The organism is Anaeromyxobacter paludicola, from assembly GCF_023169965.1.
In the GTDB taxonomy this organism is placed as follows: Bacteria; Myxococcota; Myxococcia; order Myxococcales; family Anaeromyxobacteraceae; genus Anaeromyxobacter_B; species Anaeromyxobacter_B paludicola.
On the sequence record NZ_AP025592.1, the window covers coordinates 3,713,020 to 3,731,395 of the forward strand.

At 72.9% G+C, this 18,376-nt stretch carries 13 protein-coding genes; 12 read left to right on the plus strand and 1 reads right to left on the minus strand.

What is annotated here, in order from left to right; translation table 11 throughout:
- The first annotated feature begins 20 nt into the window (after positions 1 to 20).
- The 7 genes from AMPC_RS16630 to AMPC_RS16660 all read left to right on the plus strand — a co-directional run bounded on the left by AMPC_RS16630 (position 21) and on the right by AMPC_RS16660 (position 7,024).
- Positions 21 to 1,001 (plus strand): ferredoxin reductase domain-containing protein, encoded by a 981-nt coding sequence (locus AMPC_RS16630; protein WP_248342537.1) that lies wholly within the window; start codon positions 21 to 23, stop codon positions 999 to 1,001.
- Positions 1,002 to 1,015: 14 nt separating this feature from the next.
- A complete protein-coding gene (locus AMPC_RS16635; protein WP_248342538.1) occupies positions 1,016 to 1,810 on the plus strand; it encodes an ABC transporter permease in 795 nt (264 codons plus the stop codon).
- Between the two features lie 5 nt (positions 1,811 to 1,815).
- The gene (locus AMPC_RS16640) at positions 1,816 to 2,604 is read left to right on the plus strand and encodes an ABC transporter permease (RefSeq protein WP_248342539.1); all 789 of its coding nucleotides are present in this window, start codon (positions 1,816 to 1,818) and stop codon (positions 2,602 to 2,604) included.
- Positions 2,605 to 2,655: 51 nt separating this feature from the next.
- Positions 2,656 to 3,564 (plus strand): ribonuclease Z, encoded by a 909-nt coding sequence (rnz, locus tag AMPC_RS16645; RefSeq protein ID WP_248342540.1) that lies wholly within the window; start codon positions 2,656 to 2,658, stop codon positions 3,562 to 3,564.
- 36 nt (positions 3,565 to 3,600) lie between these two features.
- On the plus strand, positions 3,601 to 4,884 hold the full coding sequence (locus AMPC_RS16650; RefSeq protein WP_248342541.1) for a trans-sulfuration enzyme family protein: 1,284 nt from the start codon (positions 3,601 to 3,603) through the stop codon (positions 4,882 to 4,884).
- A gap of 38 nt (positions 4,885 to 4,922) precedes the next feature.
- Positions 4,923 to 6,113, plus strand: coding sequence for a small ribosomal subunit Rsm22 family protein (locus AMPC_RS16655; protein WP_248342542.1), 1,191 nt, complete (start codon positions 4,923 to 4,925; stop codon positions 6,111 to 6,113).
- A 134-nt stretch (positions 6,114 to 6,247) separates the two neighbouring features.
- Complete coding sequence (locus tag AMPC_RS16660; protein WP_248342543.1) at positions 6,248 to 7,024, plus strand: hypothetical protein; 777 nt, start codon at positions 6,248 to 6,250, stop codon at positions 7,022 to 7,024.
- Positions 7,025 to 7,037: 13 nt separating this feature from the next.
- Here AMPC_RS16660 and AMPC_RS16665 read toward each other — a convergent pair whose 3' ends face one another.
- Positions 7,038 to 8,024 (minus strand): ABC transporter ATP-binding protein, encoded by a 987-nt coding sequence (locus AMPC_RS16665; RefSeq protein WP_248342544.1) that lies wholly within the window; start codon positions 8,022 to 8,024, stop codon positions 7,038 to 7,040.
- Between the two features lie 68 nt (positions 8,025 to 8,092).
- Here AMPC_RS16665 and AMPC_RS16670 point away from each other — a divergent pair, with 68 nt between their 5' ends.
- From AMPC_RS16670 to AMPC_RS16690, 5 genes are all read left to right on the plus strand, one after another.
- The gene (locus AMPC_RS16670; protein WP_248342545.1) at positions 8,093 to 9,073 is read left to right on the plus strand and encodes a chromosome partitioning protein ParB; all 981 of its coding nucleotides are present in this window, start codon (positions 8,093 to 8,095) and stop codon (positions 9,071 to 9,073) included.
- Positions 9,074 to 9,211: 138 nt separating this feature from the next.
- On the plus strand, positions 9,212 to 10,525 hold the full coding sequence (fadI, locus tag AMPC_RS16675) for an acetyl-CoA C-acyltransferase FadI (RefSeq protein ID WP_248342546.1): 1,314 nt from the start codon (positions 9,212 to 9,214) through the stop codon (positions 10,523 to 10,525).
- A gap of 6 nt (positions 10,526 to 10,531) precedes the next feature.
- Positions 10,532 to 12,718 (plus strand): fatty acid oxidation complex subunit alpha FadJ, encoded by a 2,187-nt coding sequence (gene fadJ, locus AMPC_RS16680; RefSeq protein ID WP_248346349.1) that lies wholly within the window; start codon positions 10,532 to 10,534, stop codon positions 12,716 to 12,718.
- 465 nt (positions 12,719 to 13,183) lie between these two features.
- Entirely contained in the window at positions 13,184 to 15,640 is a 2,457-nt protein-coding gene (locus AMPC_RS16685; protein WP_248342547.1) for a multiheme c-type cytochrome, read from the plus strand.
- A gap of 261 nt (positions 15,641 to 15,901) precedes the next feature.
- Positions 15,902 to 18,331, plus strand: coding sequence for an OmcA/MtrC family decaheme c-type cytochrome (locus AMPC_RS16690; protein ID WP_248342548.1), 2,430 nt, complete (start codon positions 15,902 to 15,904; stop codon positions 18,329 to 18,331).
- Positions 18,332 to 18,376: the final 45 nt, after the last annotated feature.

Consider the following 18,376-nt stretch of genomic DNA (forward strand, 5'->3'; position numbering starts at 1 on the left):
CGCCCCGTTAGTCGATCGGGATGGAGTCCTCGACCGGCGGCCTCTCCCAGCTCCCGCACCCCGGCGGCCCCGCCGGCGAGCCCGAGGCCGCCGAGCCCCGCAAGCGGATCAAGGAGCTCGAGGTGATGGTGGCCGAGGTGGTGGTGGAGACGCCCGACGCCGCCACCCTCGTCCTCTTCACCGGCAACGACCGGCTCTGGTACGAGCCCGGGCACTTCCTCACCATCGACCCGCACCAGTTCGAGGCGCTGGAGCGGTTCATCGACTTCTTCGAGGAGCACAAGGGGCGGCGGGAGCCGGCGCGGGCCTACTCGCTCACCTCGGCGCCGCACGAGCGGTACCTCGCCATCACGGTGAAGGAGGAGCGCTACCAGCGCGGCGTCACCAGGTACCCGCCGCTCCTGTCGCCGCTCCTCGTGAAGCGGACCACGCGCGGGATGCGGCTCCTCGTCACCGGCTTCACCGGCCCGTACGTCCTGCCGCGGCGGGTGGAGGAGGTGACCGACCACGTGGTCCACCTCGTCGCCGGGTCGGGCGCGGTGCCCAACTTCTCCATCCTGAAGCACGCGCTCCGGTGCCACCCGCGCCTGCGCCACACCTTCGTCTACTCGAACAAGACCTGGCGCGACGTCATCTTCCGCGAGCCCCTCGCCGCGCTCGCCCGCGAGCACCCGGACCGGCTGCGGGTGGTGCACACGCTCACGCGCGAGGCCCGGGATCCCGCCCGCGCGGCGGCGCCCGGAGCACCTCCCGGGGAGGGGGCCCGCGGCGTCCCCGAGGTCCGCCACGGCCGCGTCACCGCCGACCTCCTCCGCGAGCTCGTCCCCGACCCCTCCGCCTGCCTGGTCTACGCCTGCGGCCCCGGGATCGGCCCCTGGGAGCGGCTCGCCGCCCGCGAGCGCGGGGAGGCGCCGCGCCCCCGCTTCCTGGAGGCGGCCGCCGAGGCGCTCGCCGAGCTCGGCGTCCCGCGCGACAGGATCAAGCGGGAGTCCTACGGTTAGAGTAACTTCCCGCCGTGCTCCGCAGCCTCCGCGCCCTCCCCACGCTGCTCCGCGTCGGCCTCGCCGAGGCGGTCGCCTACCGGGCCGAGTTCCTGGTCTGGCTCCTCAGCACCAACATGCCGCTCGTGATGCTGGCGCTCTGGACGGCGGTGGCGCGCGAGGCCCCGGTGGGCCGCTTCGGCCAGCGCGACTTCGTCGCCTACTACCTCGCCACCCTCTTCGTGCGGCTCATGACCGGCGCCTGGGTGATCTGGGAGCTCAACATGGAGATCCGGCAGGGCACGCTCGCCTTCCGGCTGCTCCGCCCGGTCCACCCGCTCCTCGCCTACGCCTGCGAGAACGTCGCGGCCATGCCGCTGCGGCTCGCCATCTCCACCCCGGTGGTGGCGCTGCTCGTCGTCACCGCGGGGAGCCACCTCACCCGGGACCCGCTCCTGCTCGCGCTCTTCCCGCTCACCGTGATCGGCGGCTGGCTCATCACCTTCCTCGCCATGGCGGTCATCGGGGCGCTCGCCTTCTGGGTGGAGTCGGCCACCTCGCTCTTCGACCTCTGGCTCGGCCTCTTCGGCGTCTTCTCCGGCTACCTCGTGCCGCTCGAGCTCTTCCCGCGCTGGGTGGGGGCGACGGCGCGGATCCTGCCGTTCCGGTACATGCTCGGCTTCCCGGTGGAGCTCCTGGTGGGGCTCGTGGACCGGCGCCGCGCGCTCCTCGAGCTCGCCGTCCAGTGGACCTGGGTGGCGGCGCTCCTCTTCCTCGCCCTCGGCGCCTGGCGCGCCGGCGCCCGCCGCTTCGCGGCCTACGGGGGCTAGCCGCGATGCTGCGCTACCTCCGGCTCCTCGGCGTCCAGTTCCGGGCCTCGCTCGCGGTGGCGATGCAGTACCGCGTCGAGTTCGTGGTCGAGGGGCTCCTCGGGCTGTTCTGGGCCTTCTGGTCCCTCGTGCCGCTCCTGGTGCTCTTCCAGCACCGGCCCAGCGTGGCCGGCTGGAGCTTCCCCGAGGCCCTGGTGGTCATCGGCTGGTTCGCCCTGATGAAGGGCGTGCTCGAGGGGGCCGTGAACCCGTCCTTGCAGAGCGTGGTGGAGCACATCCGCAAGGGCACGCTCGACTTCGTGCTGCTCAAGCCGGCCGACGCCCAGTTCCTGGTCTCGACCGCGAAGTTCGAGCCCTGGCGCGTCATCGACCTCGCCGGCGCGCTCGCCATCTTCGGCTGGGCCTTCCACCTCCTGGGCCGCTGGCCCACCCCCGGCCACGTCGCCGCGTCGCTGCTCCTGCTCGCCTGCGCCGCCTGGATCCTCTACTCGCTCTGGATCCTGGTGGTCTCGGCCGCCTTCTTCGTGGTGAAGGTGGACAACCTCTCCTTCCTCTTCTCCTCGATCTTCGACGCCGCGCGCTGGCCGGCCTCGGTGTTCCGGGGCGCCTGGCGCCTCGTCTTCACCTTCGTGGTGCCGCTCGCGCTCATGACCACCTACCCGGCGGAGGCGCTGCTCGGCCGGCTGGCGCCGGGGCGGGGCCTCTCGGCGCTGGCCGGCGCCGCCGCCTTCGGGTGGTTCGCCCGGGTGGTCTGGACCCGCTCCATCCGGCGCTACACCAGCGCCTCCTCCTGACCGGCTAGGAGCCGGGGCCCACCTCGTGCGAAACTCGCCGGCTCGCCCGCCATGCTCCGCGTCACCTTCCTAGGCACCTCTGCCGCCGCGCCCACCGCCCACCGGAACCTCTCGGCGGTCTCGGTGCGCCACGAGCGCGAGCACTACCTCGTGGACTGCGGGGAGGGGACGCAGCGGCAGATGATCCGCTGCGGGACCGGGTTCGACGTCGCCGCCATCTTCTTCACCCACTTCCACGCCGACCACTACCTCGGCGCCATCGGCTTCCTGCGCACGCTCTCGATGCTCGGCCGCCAGGAGCCGCTCGACCTCTACGGCCCGCGCCCGGCGCGCAAGCTCCTCGAGACCATGCTCTTCACCGGGACCGACCGGTTCCACTTCGACGTCCGCATCCACGAGGTGGGGCCGGGCGACGCGGTGGAGCGGCTCGACGCCCGCTTCGTCCCCTTCGCGACCGACCACCGGACGCCGTCCGTCGGCTGGGCGCTGGTCGAGCCGGCCCGGCCCGGCCGCTTCCACCCCGATCGCGCCCTTGCGCTCGGCGTGCCGGAGGGGCCGCTCTTCGGGCGGCTGCAGCGCGGCGAGCCGGTGGAGGCGGGCGGGCGGGTGGTCCAGCCGTCCGAGGTGCTCGACCCGCCGCGCCCCGGCCGGACGCTCGCGGTCACCGGGGACACGCGCCCCACGCCGGCCACGGTCGAGGCCGCCCGCGGCGCCGACCTCCTCGTGCACGAGGCCACCTTCGGCGACGGCGAGCAGGACCGCGCCCTCGAGACCCTCCACTCCACCGCCCGCGAGGCCGGGCGCGTCGCGCGGGAGGCGGGCGTGAAGCGGCTCGTCCTCACGCACCTCTCCACCCGCTACGACCAGGACCCGTCGCCGCTCGCCGCCCAGGCCGGCGAGGAGTTCCGGAACGTGTCGGTGGCGCACGACGGCCTCACCCTCGAAGTCCCGCTCGCCTGACGCGGGCGTTTCCACCGCAGCGGAGCAAGAGCCACCATGTCCGACGAGAGCAGCCACCTCGACCCCAACGTCCCGGGGAACCCCGCCTACCACTTCACCATCGTCCCGCCCGGCACGCCGGCGCGGGCCGGCTGGGCGGCGCGCGCCGCGCTCGTGCCCGCCGCCCGCCTCGCCACGAAGTGCGTGCACGCCGGCGTCCAGCCCGACTCCGCCTACGGCGCGGTGATGCCGCCCATCTACCAGACCTCCACCTTCGCCTTCCGCGAGGTCTGCACCAACGCGGGCTACGACTACACGCGCAGCGGCAACCCGACCCGCGCCGCGCTGGAGGAGGCCATCGCCGCGCTCGAGGGCGGCGCCGGCGCCACCTGCACCAGCACCGGCATGAGCGCCATCCTGGTGGCGCTCAACCTCCTGCCCCACGGCAGCCACGTCCTCTGCACGGTGGACTGCTACGGCGGCACCTTCCGCACCCTCGAGCACGCCAAGGCGGCCTACGGCCTCGAGGTGACCTACCTCGACCTCGCCGACCTCGACGCGGTGCGCGCCGCGTTCCGGGAGAACACCCGCCTCGTCTGGATCGAGACCCCCTCGAACCCGCTCCTCCGGCTCACCGACATCCGGGCGGTCTCGGAGCTGGCGCGGGCGCGCGGCGCGCTCACCGCCGTGGACAACACCTTCCTCTCGCCGGTGCAGCAGCGCCCGTTCGAGCACGGCGCCGACCTCGTCGTCCACTCGACCACCAAGTACCTGAACGGCCACAGCGACGTGGTCGGCGGCGCGGTGGTGGCCGGGCCGGGCCGCACCGCGCTCGTGCAGCGGATCCAGAGCATGAACAACCTGCTCGGCACCTCGCAGAGCCCGCACGACTGCTTCCTCGTGCTGCGCGGCCTCAAGACGCTGCAGCTGCGCATGCGGGCCCACGAGGCCGGCGCGCTGCGCGTGGCCGAGCACCTCGCCGCCCACCCGGCGGTGGCCAAGGTCCACTACCCGGGGCTCCCCTCCCACCCGCAGCACGCGCTCGCCCGCGCCCAGCAGTCCGGCTTCGGCGGCATGGTGAGCTTCGAGCTCGTGAACGGCACCCGGGCGCGGGTGGATCACCTCCTCACGGCGGTGCGCTGGTTCACCCTCGCCGAGAGCCTCGGCGGCGTGGAGAGCCTCATCGCCCACCCGGCCTCGATGACGCACGCGTCGATGACCCCCGAGGCCCGCCGGCGCGCCGGCATCACCGACTCGGTGATCCGGCTCTCCATCGGCATCGAGGATCCCGAGGACCTCCTCGCCGACCTCGACGCGGCGCTGGCGTCGCTGCCGGGGTGAGCCCTGGCGCCCCGCGGCGCCCGTGCTACAACGCCCGCGTGGCCACGCCCGCCCAGGACCTCGCCCGCTGGATCCCCCGCCTGCTCGCCGTCTGGCGCGCCGGGCGGAGGGGCGGGCGCCCCGGCCCGAAGCCGCCCCCGGACCGGCTCGCGCCCGACGAGCTCAAGGACGTCGCCCGCGCCGTCGAGCGGCTCTCGAAGGGGCTCACCCGCGAGCGCGAGCTGGCCGGCGCGCGGTACATGGACGAGCAGCACCTGCTCGGCGCGTACCTGCTCTTCTACTGGCCGACCTCGTACCTCCAGGCGCGCGGGACCCTCTCCGAGCTGCCGCACCGGCCCGGCGCGGTGCTCGACCTCGGCAGCGGCCCGGCGCCGCTCGCCTTCGCCGCCTGGGACGCCGGCGCCTCGTCGGTCACCGCCTGCGACCGGAGCGCGCCGGCCCTCGCCACCGCCCGCGCGCTCGCGGCGGCGGCCCACGTCCCGCTCACCACGAAGGAGTGGAACCCGACGCGCGGCCGCCCGCTCGCGGAGCTCGGCACGGGGCGCGGCTTCGACACCGTCACCTTCGGCCACGTGCTGAACGAGCTGTTCCAGGGCGAGGGGGCCGCGCTGCGCCGGACCGCGCTGCTCGAGGAGGCCTGCGGGCTCCTCCGGCCGGGCGGCTCGGTGCTGGTCGTCGAGCCGGCGCTGCGCGAGACCTCGCGCCACCTGCTCGAGGTGCGCGACCTCGCGGTGGAGCGCGGGTACGCGGTGCGCGCCCCCTGCCTCTTCCGCGGCCCGTGCCCGGCGCGGCTGAAGGAGAGCGACTGGTGCCACGCCGAGCGCGCCATCGAGCCGCCGCCGCTCGTCGCCGAGCTCGCCCGCGCCGCCGGCCTGCGCAAGGAGGCGGTGAAGATGAGCTACCTCGCGCTCGCGCCCAAGGGCGAGCCGTGGCGCGCGCCGCCCCCGACGCCGGCCGGCGCCAGGCTCTTCCGCATCGTCTCCGAGCCGCTGCCGTCGAAGGGGCGGCTGCGCTACATGGGCTGCGGCCCGGAGGGCCGGCTCGGCCTCGCGCTGCAGGAGAAGCACGTCGACGAGCGGAACCGCGCCTTCGAGGGGCTCCTGCGCGGCGACGTGGTCGAGGTGACCGCGACCGAGCCCTCCGGCGACGGGCTCAAGCTCGGGCCGGAGTCGGAGGTCCGCGTGGTCGCTCCCGCGGGCGCGCCGCTGCCCGAGGGCCCCGGGGCGTAGGCCAGCGCAGCCCGGCGCTCGGGCGCTGACCGCCCGCCCGCACGCTTCGGCCCTCTCCGGCGCCGCGCGCGCTTCCCGGCCGGAGGTCGCCGCCCGCTCGCCCTCTCCCCACCCTTGCGGCGGGGTGGGGGACCATGGACCGATCGGCCGGGTGGACGCTCCTCGCGCTGGGCGCGCTGGGAGCGCTGGGAGCGCTGGGGGCGTGCGGCGGCGCGGGGAGCGGGAGCGTGCAGGCGAGCGCGAGTGACGTCGCCGGTCCGGCCGGCACGCAGCTCGATCACGGCGGCCCGGTCATCGCCTCGGCGCGGGCGGTGCCGATCTGGTGGGGCGACCCGGCCGCCTTCGGCGACGCGGTGAGCGAGGTGGAGCGGCTCCTCGGCGCGCTCGACGGCTCGCCCTGGCTCGCCACCCTCGACCCGTACCTCCGCGGCGCGAAGGCGCGCGTCACCTTCGGCGGGAGCCTCTTCCTCGCGGGCGGCCCGTCGGCGCCGCAGCCCGGCATCTCCGAGGTGGTGGGCGCCATCTGCCAGGCGGTGACGGCCGCGGGCGGGGCGCCGGACCCGGGCGCCGTCTACCTGCTCTTCACCGACACGCCGCCCGCGGACCGGTGGGGCTGGCACGGCTACGGCGACTGCCGCGGCACGCGCCTCGGCGTGGCCTGGATCGCCGGCGTCTCCTACGCGGCCGCCTGCAGCGCCGCCTCGCCGCGGGCGCACGGCGCGGTGCAGGTCGCCGCGCACGAGCTCGTCGAGACCATGACCAACCCCTTCGTCCCCGACGCCTGGATCGCCGCGAACGGGCGGGAGGTGGCCGACGCCTGCCCCCTCGCCTGCCAGCAGGTGGGGCCCGGCCCGGCCTTCACGCTCCCCACGCTCTGGTCGAACGCGCAGGGGCGCTGCGTGCAGCCGTGACGCCGGCCCGCGGTCAGCTCCCCGCGGCCTCGCGCGAGCTGCGGAAGAGCTCGCTCATGACCTCCTCGAGCGGCGGGTCCTCCACGGTGAGGTCCGAGACCGGCAGGCCGGCCAGGATCCGCGACACCGCGCCCGACACCTCCGCCGCGCGCACCTGCACCACCGCCTGCGCCGCGTCGGAGGAGACCACCACGCCGAAGCGCGACAGCTCGGTCGCCGGCACCGGCCGCTCGAGCCGCACCAGGATCCGCTTGTCGGGCCGGACCCGCAGCGCGAGCTGGCGCAGGTCGCCGTCGTAGATGAGCCGGCCGCGGTCGATGACGATCACGCGCGGGCAGAGCGCCGCCACGTCCTCCATGTAGTGGCTGGTGAGGAGCACGGTGGCGCCGTAGCGCTCGTTGTAGGCCCGCACGAAGGAGCGGACCGTGGACTGCATCGAGACGTCGAGGCCGATGGTCGGCTCGTCGAGGAAGAGCACCCGCGGGCGGTGCAGGAGCGCGGCGGCGAGCTCGCACTTCATCCGCTCGCCGAGCGAGAGCTGCCGGGCCGGCTTGCCGACGAGGTCCTGCAGCTCGAGGAGCTGCGTGAGCTCGGAGACCGTCTCCTCGAACTCGCGCTTGGGGATGTCGTAGACCGCCCGGTTGAGGGCGAAGGTCTCGGCGGGCGGCAGGTCCCAGAGGAGCTGCTGCTTCTGCCCCATCACGAGCGTGACCTGCTTGAGGAAGGCGACCTCTCGGTGACGCGGCGTGAAGCCGGCCACCTTCACCTCGCCGGCGGTCGGGTGGAGGAGCCCCGAGAGCATCTTGAGGGTGGTGGTCTTCCCCGCCCCGTTGGGTCCCAGGAAGCCGACCCGCTCGCCCGGCGCGACGGCGAAGTCGATGCCGTTGACCGCCTTGACCGTCTCGTAGCTGCGGCGGAAGAGCGACTTCACCATCGCCGCCGCGCCGGCCTGGCGCCGGTGCACCCGGTAGTGCTTCTGCAGTCCGCGGACCTCGATCACGGCCGGAGACATTAGGGCCACCCCGCCGGGTGGGCAAAGGTTTCGCGGGCCCGCCCTAAGATGACGGCATGGCCGCGAAGAGGCGCCCCGTCACGAAGAGCGGAAGGCCCCGCGCCCGCAAGGGCGTGAAGCTCTCTCCCACCGAGCTCGCCGCGCCCGACCTGCGGCTCGCCGATCCGCCGCCGGAGCTCGAGGCCCTCTCGCGGGAGGTGGAGGGGGACGGGGGCGCGGTGCTCGCCGCCTACCGCGAGCCGCTCGGCGGCCACCCGCTCCTCTTCTGCGCGCTGCCGGTGGAGAAGGTGGAGCGCACGCCCTTCCAGCGCGACGTCTCCGACGCCCACGTGCGGAAGCTCACCCTCGCGATGGACCGGACGCGCCGCTACCTCGACCCCATCATCGCCGTGCGCGAGGGGGGCCGCTACTGGACGCCCAACGGCGGCCACCGGCTCACGGCGCTCAAGGAGCTCGGGGCGCGGGCGGTGCTGGCGCTCCTCGTGCCGGAGCGGCGGGTCGCCTACCAGATCCTGGCGCTCAACATCGAGAAGGCCCACAACCTGCGGGAGAAGGCGCTCGAGGTGGTGCGGATGGTGCGCGACCTCGCCGGGCGCGAGCCGGAGCGGAAGGAGGAGGAGCTCGCGCTCGAGCTCGAGGAGCCGGCGCTGGTGACGCTCGGCTTCGCCTACGAGGAGCGGGGCCGGCTCTCGGGCGGCGCCTACCAGCCCATCTTGAAGAGGGTGGACGGCTTCCTCCCCTCGAGGCTGCCGGAGGCGATCGAGGAGCGGCGGCGCCGGGCGGCGGTGGTGCTCGCCTTCGACGACGCGGTGACGGGCGCGGTGGAGCGGCTCAAGGAGCGCGGCATGAGCTCGCCCTACTTGAAGGCGTTCGTGGTGGCGCGGGTCAACCCGCTCCGGTTCATGAAGGGCGAGCCGCCGGGCTTCGACGCGCTCTTCGAGTCGATGACCAGGAAGGTGGAGAAGCTCGACCCCGGCAAGATCCGCCCCGAGGACGTGGCCCGGTCGGGCGGCGCTCCGGCCGAGGCGGAGGTCTGAGCGGAGGCTCGATCGGCGACGGCACGCTTGCCCGGCCGGCGGCCCCCGGGCGAGCCGCAAAGGGCGTTGACGCTCTGCGTCGTAAGTCCTTACATCAGTCGGCGCGTACGCCGATTCACCGGTCAACGAGGCATCCAGATGATGAACGGGAAAGAGACGAGGCCCGGGCGGAGGGCGGCCATCGTGGCCGGGCTGCGCACCCCCTTCCTCAAGGCGGGCGGCGACTTCAAGGACCTCTCCGCCGTCGAGCTCGGCGCCATCGTGGTGAACGAGCTCGTGGCGCGCAGCGGGATCGATCCCTCCGAGCTCGACGCCGTGGTCTTCGGGCAGGTGATCCCCTCGCCCCTCGTGTCGCTCATCGCGCGCGAGGTGGTGCTCCGGACCGAGCTGCCGCGCAGCGTGCAGGCGCACACCGTGTCGCGCGCCTGCGCCACCTCGATCCAGGCCGCCACCGACGCCGCCGACCAGATCGCGCTCGGCCACTCCGACTGCGCCATCGCCGGCGGGGCCGAGTCGCTCTCCGACGCCCCCATCTTCGCCTCGCGCCACCTGGCGCAGGCGCTCGTGAACGCCTCGCGCGGCAAGACGCTCGCCGACAAGGTGAAGGCCTTCGCCGGCCTCGGTCCCAAGGACCTGCAGCCGGTGCCGCCGGCGCTCAAGGAACCGACCACCGGCCTCACCATGGGCGAGAGCGCCGAGAAGATGGCGCAGGTGAACGGCATCCGGCGCGAGGAGCAGGACGCCTTCGCCTACCAGAGCCACCGCCGGGCCGCCGACGCCTGGGCGAGCGGCAAGTTCGACGACGAGGTGATGCACGTGCCGGTGCCGCCGCGCTACGACCGGGTGCCGGCGCGCGACAACATCGTCCGCGACGACGCCACCCCGGCCGCGCTCGCCACCCTGAAGCCGGTCTTCGACCGGCGCTACGGCACCATCACCGCGGGGAACGCCTCGCCGCTCACCGACGGCGCCGCCGCGCTCCTGATGATGTCGGAGGAGCGGGCGAGGGCCCTCGGGCTCAGGCCCCTCGGCTACCTGCGCGCCTACGCCTACGCCGCGCTCGACCCGAAGGACCAGCTGCTCCAGGGGCCGGCCTTCGCCGCCCCGGTGGCGCTCGAGCGGGCGGGGCTCACGCTCCAGGAGATGGACCTCGTGGACATGCACGAGGCCTTCGCCGCCCAGGTGCTCTCGAACCTCAAGGCCTTCGCCTCGCGGAGGTTCGCCGAGGAGCGGCTCGGGCGCTCGCAGCCGCTCGGCGAGGTCGATCCGGCGAAGCTCAACGTGAACGGCGGCTCCATCGCGCTCGGCCACCCCTTCGCCGCCACCGGCGCGCGCATGATCACCCAGACCCTGCGGGAGCTCCGGCGCCGCAAGGGCGGGCACGCGCTGCTCACCGTCTGCGCCGCGGGCGCGCTGGGCGCCGCGGTGGTCCTCGATTCCGCGGAGGCCTGAGCCATGATGCCCGTCCCGCAGCGGCCCGAGTCGGTCCAGGGCGCGTTCCAGGTGGAGGCCGAGGGGGTGGTGGCGGTGGTCCGCTTCGACCTGCCCGGCGAGCCCGTCAACACCCTCTCGCCGGAGGTGGGCGCCGAGTTCGACGCCGTGCTCCGGCGGCTCGAGCGCGACGAGACCGTGCGCGCGGTGGTGCTCCTCTCCGGCAAGCCCGACGGCTTCATCGCCGGGGCGAAGATCGACCTCGTGCAGGGGGCGCGCAGCGCCGTGGAGGGCGAGGCCCTCGCGCGCACTGCGCAGGCCGGCTTCGACCGGCTGGAGCGCTTCCGCAAGCCGGTGGTGGCGGCCATCCACGGCGCCTGCCTCGGCGGCGGCCTGGAGTGGGCGCTCGCCTGTCACTGGCGCATCGCCAGCGACGATCCCAGGACGCGGCTCGGCGTGCCCGAGGTGCAGCTCGGCCTCATCCCCGGCGCCGGCGGCACGCAGCGGCTGCCGCGGCTCGTCGGCATCGCCGCCGCGCTCGACCTCATCCTCACCGGCCGGCCGGTGAAGGCGAGGAAGGCGCTCCGGCTCGGCCTCGTGGACGAGGTGGTCCCGCCGCCGCTCCTGCGCGCCCACGCGGTGGCGCGCGCGCACGAGCTCGCCACCGGCGTGCTCCGGCGCGAGCACCCGGCGGGCCTGAAGAAGCTGCGCAAGGACGGGCTCCAGGCGCTGCAGCAGGCGGCGCTGGAGGAGAACCCCTTCGGCCGCGAGCTGCTCTTCCGCCAGGCGCTGAAGCAGGTGCGGGCGAAGAGCCGCGGCCACTACCCGGCGCCGGAGAAGGCGATCGAGGCGGTGCGGCAGGGCTACGAGAAGGGGTTCGAGCGCGGCCTGGAGCGCGAGGCGCAGCTCTTCGGCGAGCTCGCGGTCTCGCCGGTGGCGAAGCGGCTCATGGAGCTCTTCTTCGCCCAGAGCGCGCTCAAGAAGGACTCGGGCGTGGACGACCCCACCGTGAAGCCGCGGCCGGTGCGGCGCGTGGGCGTGCTCGGCGGCGGCCTCATGGGCGCCGGCATCGCCTACGTCACCACCGGCGCCGGGCTCACGGTCCGGCTGCGCGAGAAGGACGACGCCGGCGTCGGGCGGGCGCTCGCCGGCGTCCGCGGCGTGCTCGAGGAGCGGGTGAGGCGGCGCGCCATGGACCGGCTGGAGCGCGACGCGCAGCTCCGGCTGCTCACCGCCACCACCGGCTGGGAGGGGTTCGCGAAGGTGGACCTGCTCGTGGAGGCGGTCTTCGAGGACCTCGCGCTCAAGCAGCAGATGCTCAGGGCCTTCGAGGCGGTGAACCCCACCGGCATCTTCGCGAGCAACACCTCGTCGATCCCCATCGGCGAGATCGCGAAGGCGTCCGAGCACCCGGAGAGCGTGCTCGGGATGCACTACTTCTCGCCGGTCCACAAGATGCCGCTGCTCGAGGTGATCGTCACGCCGCACACCGCGCCGCAGGTGACCGCCACCGCGGTCGCGGTCGGCAAGAAGCAGGGCAAGACCGTCATCGTGGTGAACGACGGGCCGGGCTTCTACACGAGCCGCATCCTGGCGCCGTACGTGAACGAGGCGGCGCAGCTGCTCGTCGAGGGGGCGCGGGTGGAGGACGTGGACGGCGCGCTCACCGACTTCGGCTTCCCGGTGGGGCCGATCATGCTCCTCGACGAGGTGGGCGTGGACGTCGGCCACAAGGTGGCGAAGGTGCTGCACGCCGCCTTCGGCGAGCGCATGGGCTCGCCCGAGGCGCTCTCGGCGCTCCTCGACCAGGGGCGGCTGGGGCGGAAGGCGGGGAAGGGCTTCTACACCTACGGCGGCAAGGTGAAGGAGGTCGATCCCGCCGCCTACGACGTCCTCCCCGGCGGCCGCTCGCGCCGGTCCTTCGACCGGAACCAGATCGCCGAGCGGGTGGTGCTGCAGCTCGTGAACGAGGCCGTCCGGTGTCTCGGCGAGGGGATCCTGCGCTCGCCGCGCGACGGCGACGTGGGGGCGGTGTTCGGGCTCGGGTTCCCGCCGTTCCTGGGCGGCCCGTTCCGCCACGCCGACACCCTCGGCGCGCCGGCGCTGCTCGAGAGCCTGAAGCGGCTGCGGGATCGGTACGGCGAGCGCTTCGAGCCGGCGCCGCTTCTCGCGGAGTACGCCCGGCTCGGGCGCAGCTTCTATGAGGGCCGCTGAATCGGCCGCCGCCAGTGAGGTGACGGGCTGGGCCGTGCCGGGTGGCGAGGACTCCTGGCGCGGCCGCCCCGGGTGGTTGGGTGTGTGAATGGGGTAAAACCCCCATTCGCCCCCACCTTGAGTGTGTAAGGACCCAGCCGAGACCGCGATTCCTGCAGTCCCCTTCGAGAGGGGCTCGTGGCGGAATCGCGTGTACATCCGCGCACCTGTGCCAAAATTTTGACGCGGGGTGCGACGTCGAACGGACGTAAAAGCTTCCTTCTTTCGGGCGTCTCGACAGGTCCCCCTAAAGACGGTGGGTGAACGTTACCCCAGGTGACGATTCTCCAAGGGTGAATCTCCAATGGTCAACCCTCCGGTGACCCGGCTGGCCTGGATCTAGCACCGGGCGGGGACGAACCTTCTCGGGGCGGTCCTCGGGGGTGTTCTCGGTTGGTCAACTGATTGTCGGAGATCAAAACAACAATGCATACCTTCAAGCGGTACGTCTTCCCGCTGCTCGCCGTGGCCGCGCTCGCGACCACCGCCTGCTCGGGCGCGGACGGTCTCAAGGGCGCCGACGGCGCGCCCGGAGCTGCCGGCACGAACGGCACCAACGGCACGAACGGCACCAACGGGGCGGACGCCACGGCGCTGCCCAAGGCCGAGTCCTGCCAGGTCTGTCACCCCACGGCCGGCGCGGATCACCAGGCCGTCTACAAGAAGTTCACCGATGCCTCCACCCTCGTCGCCTCGATCACGGGCGTCGCGAGCACGCTCAACGCCGACAACACCACCTACACCACGGTGGTGACCTTCACGCTGACCAAGAGCGGGCAGCCGTACGTCGGCGCCCTCGCCAACCTCGGCCAGAAGACGGTCTACGCTGCGCCCTTCGACCCCGTCGCGCAGACCTTCGGCACGACCTTCCAGCTCAAGACCCTCGCCGAGGTCGGGAGCGGCACGTACACCGCCAAGGCCACGACCCTGACGTTCGCCCCCGAGAGCTCGAACGCCTTCGTCTACGCGTACTTCGCTGACGCCGCGGACAAGCTCCCGCAGACCCCGACCGCCGGCCACTACGCCCTCTACGACAACGTCGCGAGCGCGGCCAAGGCGTACGGCACCGTGAACTACGCCTCCGTCGCCAACGTGGGCTCGCTCGACGCCAACGGCGTCGTCACGGCGAGCGGCTGCGTGAGCTGCCACCCGAGCCCGTACATGAAGCACGGTTACCGCGCCGCGCAGGTCGCGGGGCTGACCGACTTCACCGCCTGCAAGGCCTGCCACTACGACAGCCGCGGCGGCACGGACTTCGGCTGGCAGGTCATCGCCGACGACCCGGCGACCTACGCCGGGGAGCTCGACGCCTCGGGCAATCCCACCTTCACCAGCACGCAGACGACGTCCTACGGCTACACCGCGAACCTCATGAACGACGTGCACATGTCGCACGCCATGGAGTTCAACTACCCGCAGTCGATGTCGAACTGCGTGACCTGCCACGCCAACCACCTCACCGGCGCGAGCGGCGTCCTCACCCAGGCCAACTTCAACGTGGCCACCTGCAAGAGCTGCCACCCGGTGACCGGCAAGAACGGCGACGCGACCCGCGCCCCGGCGCTCGTGAGCCTCATGGGCGCGAACTCCGCCCTCTCTGCGGTCCACGCCACCTACCTCGCCAACGGCGCCTCCGCCATGTACGGCAACCCGGCCGCGGCGACCGGCTGCACCACCTGCCACGCCGACTCGGGCGCCGCGCACCTGGGCCCGAGCTTCTCCGAGATCCACAGCGGCTACAACGCCGCCATCTACAAGGCGGACGGCACGAAGTACTCGGCGTCGATCGCGGCGAGCGTCAGCTCCGCCACCTTCAACGCCACCACGAACGCCGTGACCGTGAACTTCGGCATCTCCGGCGTCGCGGCCAACGCGATCGTGAAGCCCACCGTGGTGGTGAGCCTCTACGGCTACGACACCAAGGACTTCGTGGTGAGCGGCCACAGCACCCAGGCCGACGGCACCTCGAACCTCGAGTGGTCGGAAGGCGCCATGCAGCGGAGCGCCCCGACCAAGTCGTCGAACAGCGCCCGCCTGGTGGTCTCCCCCGCCACGGCGACGGCCGGCAACACCTCCTGGACCGCCACCGCCGACCTCTCCACCTGGGCCAGCATGATCGCCAGCGGTGAGGTGAAGCGCGTGGAGATCGCCGTCCTCCCCTCGATCGGCGTCAACCAGACCGTCGCGCCGAGCGCGACGACCAACCCGTACATCGCGGTCAAGGGCGTGACCAAGACCCTCGACCTCGTGAACAACGTGATCGTGGCCGACGCGAGCTCGTACGGCAAGGCGATCGTCAACGTGGACAAGTGCAACGGCTGCCACGACGCCCTCGGCACGACGTTCCACAGCCCGTCGTACGGCTCGGCCGGCGTCGTCGCCTGCCGCATGTGCCACACCATCAACGACGGCGCGTACCACATCGAGATGCAGTCGCGGTCGATCGACTCGTACATCCACGCCATCCACTCCAGCCAGGCGCTCGACGTGGGCAGCGTCAACTTCGCCGACCCGGTCCAGAAGCTCCGTTACGGCCTGCACACCGAGGGCGTGTACCCGAAGTTCACGCTCGACTCCTGCGAGTCGTGCCACAACCCGGGGACCTACGAGGTGCCGGACCAGTCGAAGTCGCTCCCTGGCGTGCTGTCCGCCTCGGCGACGAACGCCTCCTGGAACCGCACCATCGGCTCGGTCCCGAGCGTCGTCACCGGTCCGGCCTCGCGCGCCTGCGGCTCCTGCCACCGCGCGAAGATGATCATCGAGGACAACGCCGGCGACCTGGCGTCGTTCAACGCGCACACCGCTTCCTTCGGGACCCAGGTCCCGGCGGGCACGGGCGTGCTCCAGACCGTCATCGACACGGTCCGGGCGACGTTCAAGTAGTCCCGAGGGCGGGCGAGGTGGGCGCCGTCCCGCCTCGTCCGTCCTGAGCACCTGATCCAGAGCTGAACGACGAGGCGGGCCGCGAGGCCCGCCTCGTCTGCTTTTCGGGGGTCGAGCCCGCGCTCCGTGGGCGCTCCGGGTCCATTTCCCCGCCCCGGAGGGGCGCTCGCGAGAAATGGGGTTGCGGGTCGCCGCGGTGTATCATCCGGCGCGCCCGGCCGGAACCGGCCCGAGGCGCGCCGGATGGTTTTACTCGAGGAGATGAAAAAGACTATGCGTGAACTTACGTCGAAGCGGCTGTCGGCCATGGTCGTCGCGCTGGCGGCATCGGCAGCGCTCGCCGGCTGCAGCGGGAGCAAGGGAGACACGGGGGCCCAGGGGTCGCAAGGGCCCGCCGGCGCTCCGGGCTCGTCGGGGTCCGGGACGACCGCCACGGTCTCCCGCCTGTACGCCAGGATCAAGGCGGTCAGCGTCCCGAACGCCACCACCACGGGCGGCAGCCCGACGGTGACCTATCAGCTCTTCACCGACGCCGCGATGACCCAGGCCGCGCCCTGCGCCGGCGGGACGGGCGGCTACGCGGCCTTCACCCCCAACTTCACCATCGCCAAGCTGGTCGCCGATCCGGTCGACGCGAAGGCCACGGTCTGGAAGAGCTACCTCAACAAGCAGATCAACACGCCGCCCGTGACCGTCGCCACCATCGAGGGCAGCCACGACACCGTCGCCGGCACGCTCAAGGACAATGGCGACGGCACCTGTAGCTACACCTACGCCGCCGACCTCTCGAAGAAGGTGAGCCCGAGCGCGACCGTCGGCGTGACCGAGGCGTACGAGCCGACCGCCGTCACCCGCTTCGGCATGCAGAACAACCCCTCGGAGCCGAGCGCCACCCAGCCGGCCTTCGACGGCTTCGTGGACGTCGTCCCGGCGACCGGGGCGATCCAGGCCGCCGATCCGCGCCAGATCGTCAGCGACGCGGCCTGCAACGCCTGCCACCAGCAGATCGCCCACCACGGCGCGAAGCGGCTCTCGGTCGGCTACTGCGTCACCTGCCACAACGCGAGCACGCCCGACCCGGATCCCACCTCGGTGAACTCGACCTCGCTCGACCTCGCGGCGATGATCCACAAGATCCACCAGGGCAAGAACCTGCCGAGCGTCTCGGGCAAGAGCTTCACCACCAACGCGCTCGCGGGGGGCGCGACCGCGCAGACGCTCGTCGTGAACGGCACCGACTACAGCGCCGTCGGCTTCCCGCAGGACACCGGGAACTGCACCGTGTGCCACGCCGTCACGAGCGGCACCGCCGCGGGCTACTGGAAGAGCGAGATCTCGATCGCCAACTGCACGAGCTGTCACGACCGGACGAGCTTCGACGCGACGCCGCCGGCCGGCTACCTCGCGCACGCGCCGGTTGCGGACGGGAGCTGCGCCTTCTGCCACGGCCCGAACTCGGCGCTCGACGTCGCCAAGGTGCACGCGCTCGCCGCCCCCGGGCCGGCGCAGCAGCAGGCGAAGTTCACCATCCTCGGCGTCACCCAGACCGCCCCCGGCCAGTTCCCGGTGGTGCAGTTCTCGGTGACCGACCCCACCAACGGCGGGGCCAACGAGGACCTCGCCACCGACGCCCGCTGGAAGGCGGGCGCGAACAGCCGCCTCTTCGTGACCATCGCCTGGACCACCAAGGCGGGTGACTGGAACAACGCCGGGGCCGGCAAGGCCGGTCAGCCGCTCACCATCGGCGTCGTGAACAACGGCGCCTTCGCCCCCGCCACCGTCAACGGCCAGCCCAACCCCGGCACGACGGTGAAGAACGCCGACGGCACCTACACCGTCACCTCCACGACCGCCATCCCGGCGAACGCGGTGGGCAGCGGCGCGGCCCTCATCGAGGGGCACCCCGGCAGCGCCGCGGCGAGCACCGCCAACTTCAACAACCCCCGCTTCGCGGTGACCAACGCGACCCAGTTCTTCCCGGTCACCGACGCCACGGCGGTTCCCCGCCGCGACGTGGTCGATGTGGCCAAGTGCGACAAGTGTCACGGCCTCCTCTCGCTCCACGGCAACAACCGGACCGACGACATCAACTCGTGCGTGATCTGCCACAACGTGGCCGGTACCGACGTGAGCCGCCGCTCCGGCGCGACGATGGTCGGCGGGAAGTCCACGCTGGACAACAAGGCGGAGCAGTCGATCCAGCTCGCGGTGATGGTGCACGCCATCCACTCCGGCGCGCACCTGCCGTACACGCCGGGCATCGTGGTCTACGGGTTCGGCGGGTCCACCAACGACTTCCGCGACGTGTCCCTGCCCGAGGGCAACTCGATCGGCAAGTGCGGCATCTGCCACACCGACGCGGCCCCCATCCCGCACCCGCCCGTCGGGCTCGCCGAGGACGTCACGGTGGGCAACGCGAACGGCACCGACCAGACGGTCTACTACCGGGTCAGCAAGACCGCGGCGGTCTGCTCGTCGTGCCACGCCAACGGCACCGCCTTCGCGCACATGGTCCTGAACGGCGCTTACGACAGCACCCCGGCCAGCCCGGCGGTGGCGGGCGCCAACTACAACGTGCTGAGCTACGACCTCGACCCGAACCTCGCGGTTCCGGCCAAGAGCGTCGAGACCTGCTCGGTCTGCCACGGCCCCGGCGCGATCGCCGACACCGCCGTGCTCCACGGGAAGTAGCCGGCGCTCGAGCCGGAAGAACGTGAGGGGGCGGGCCCGCCGGGT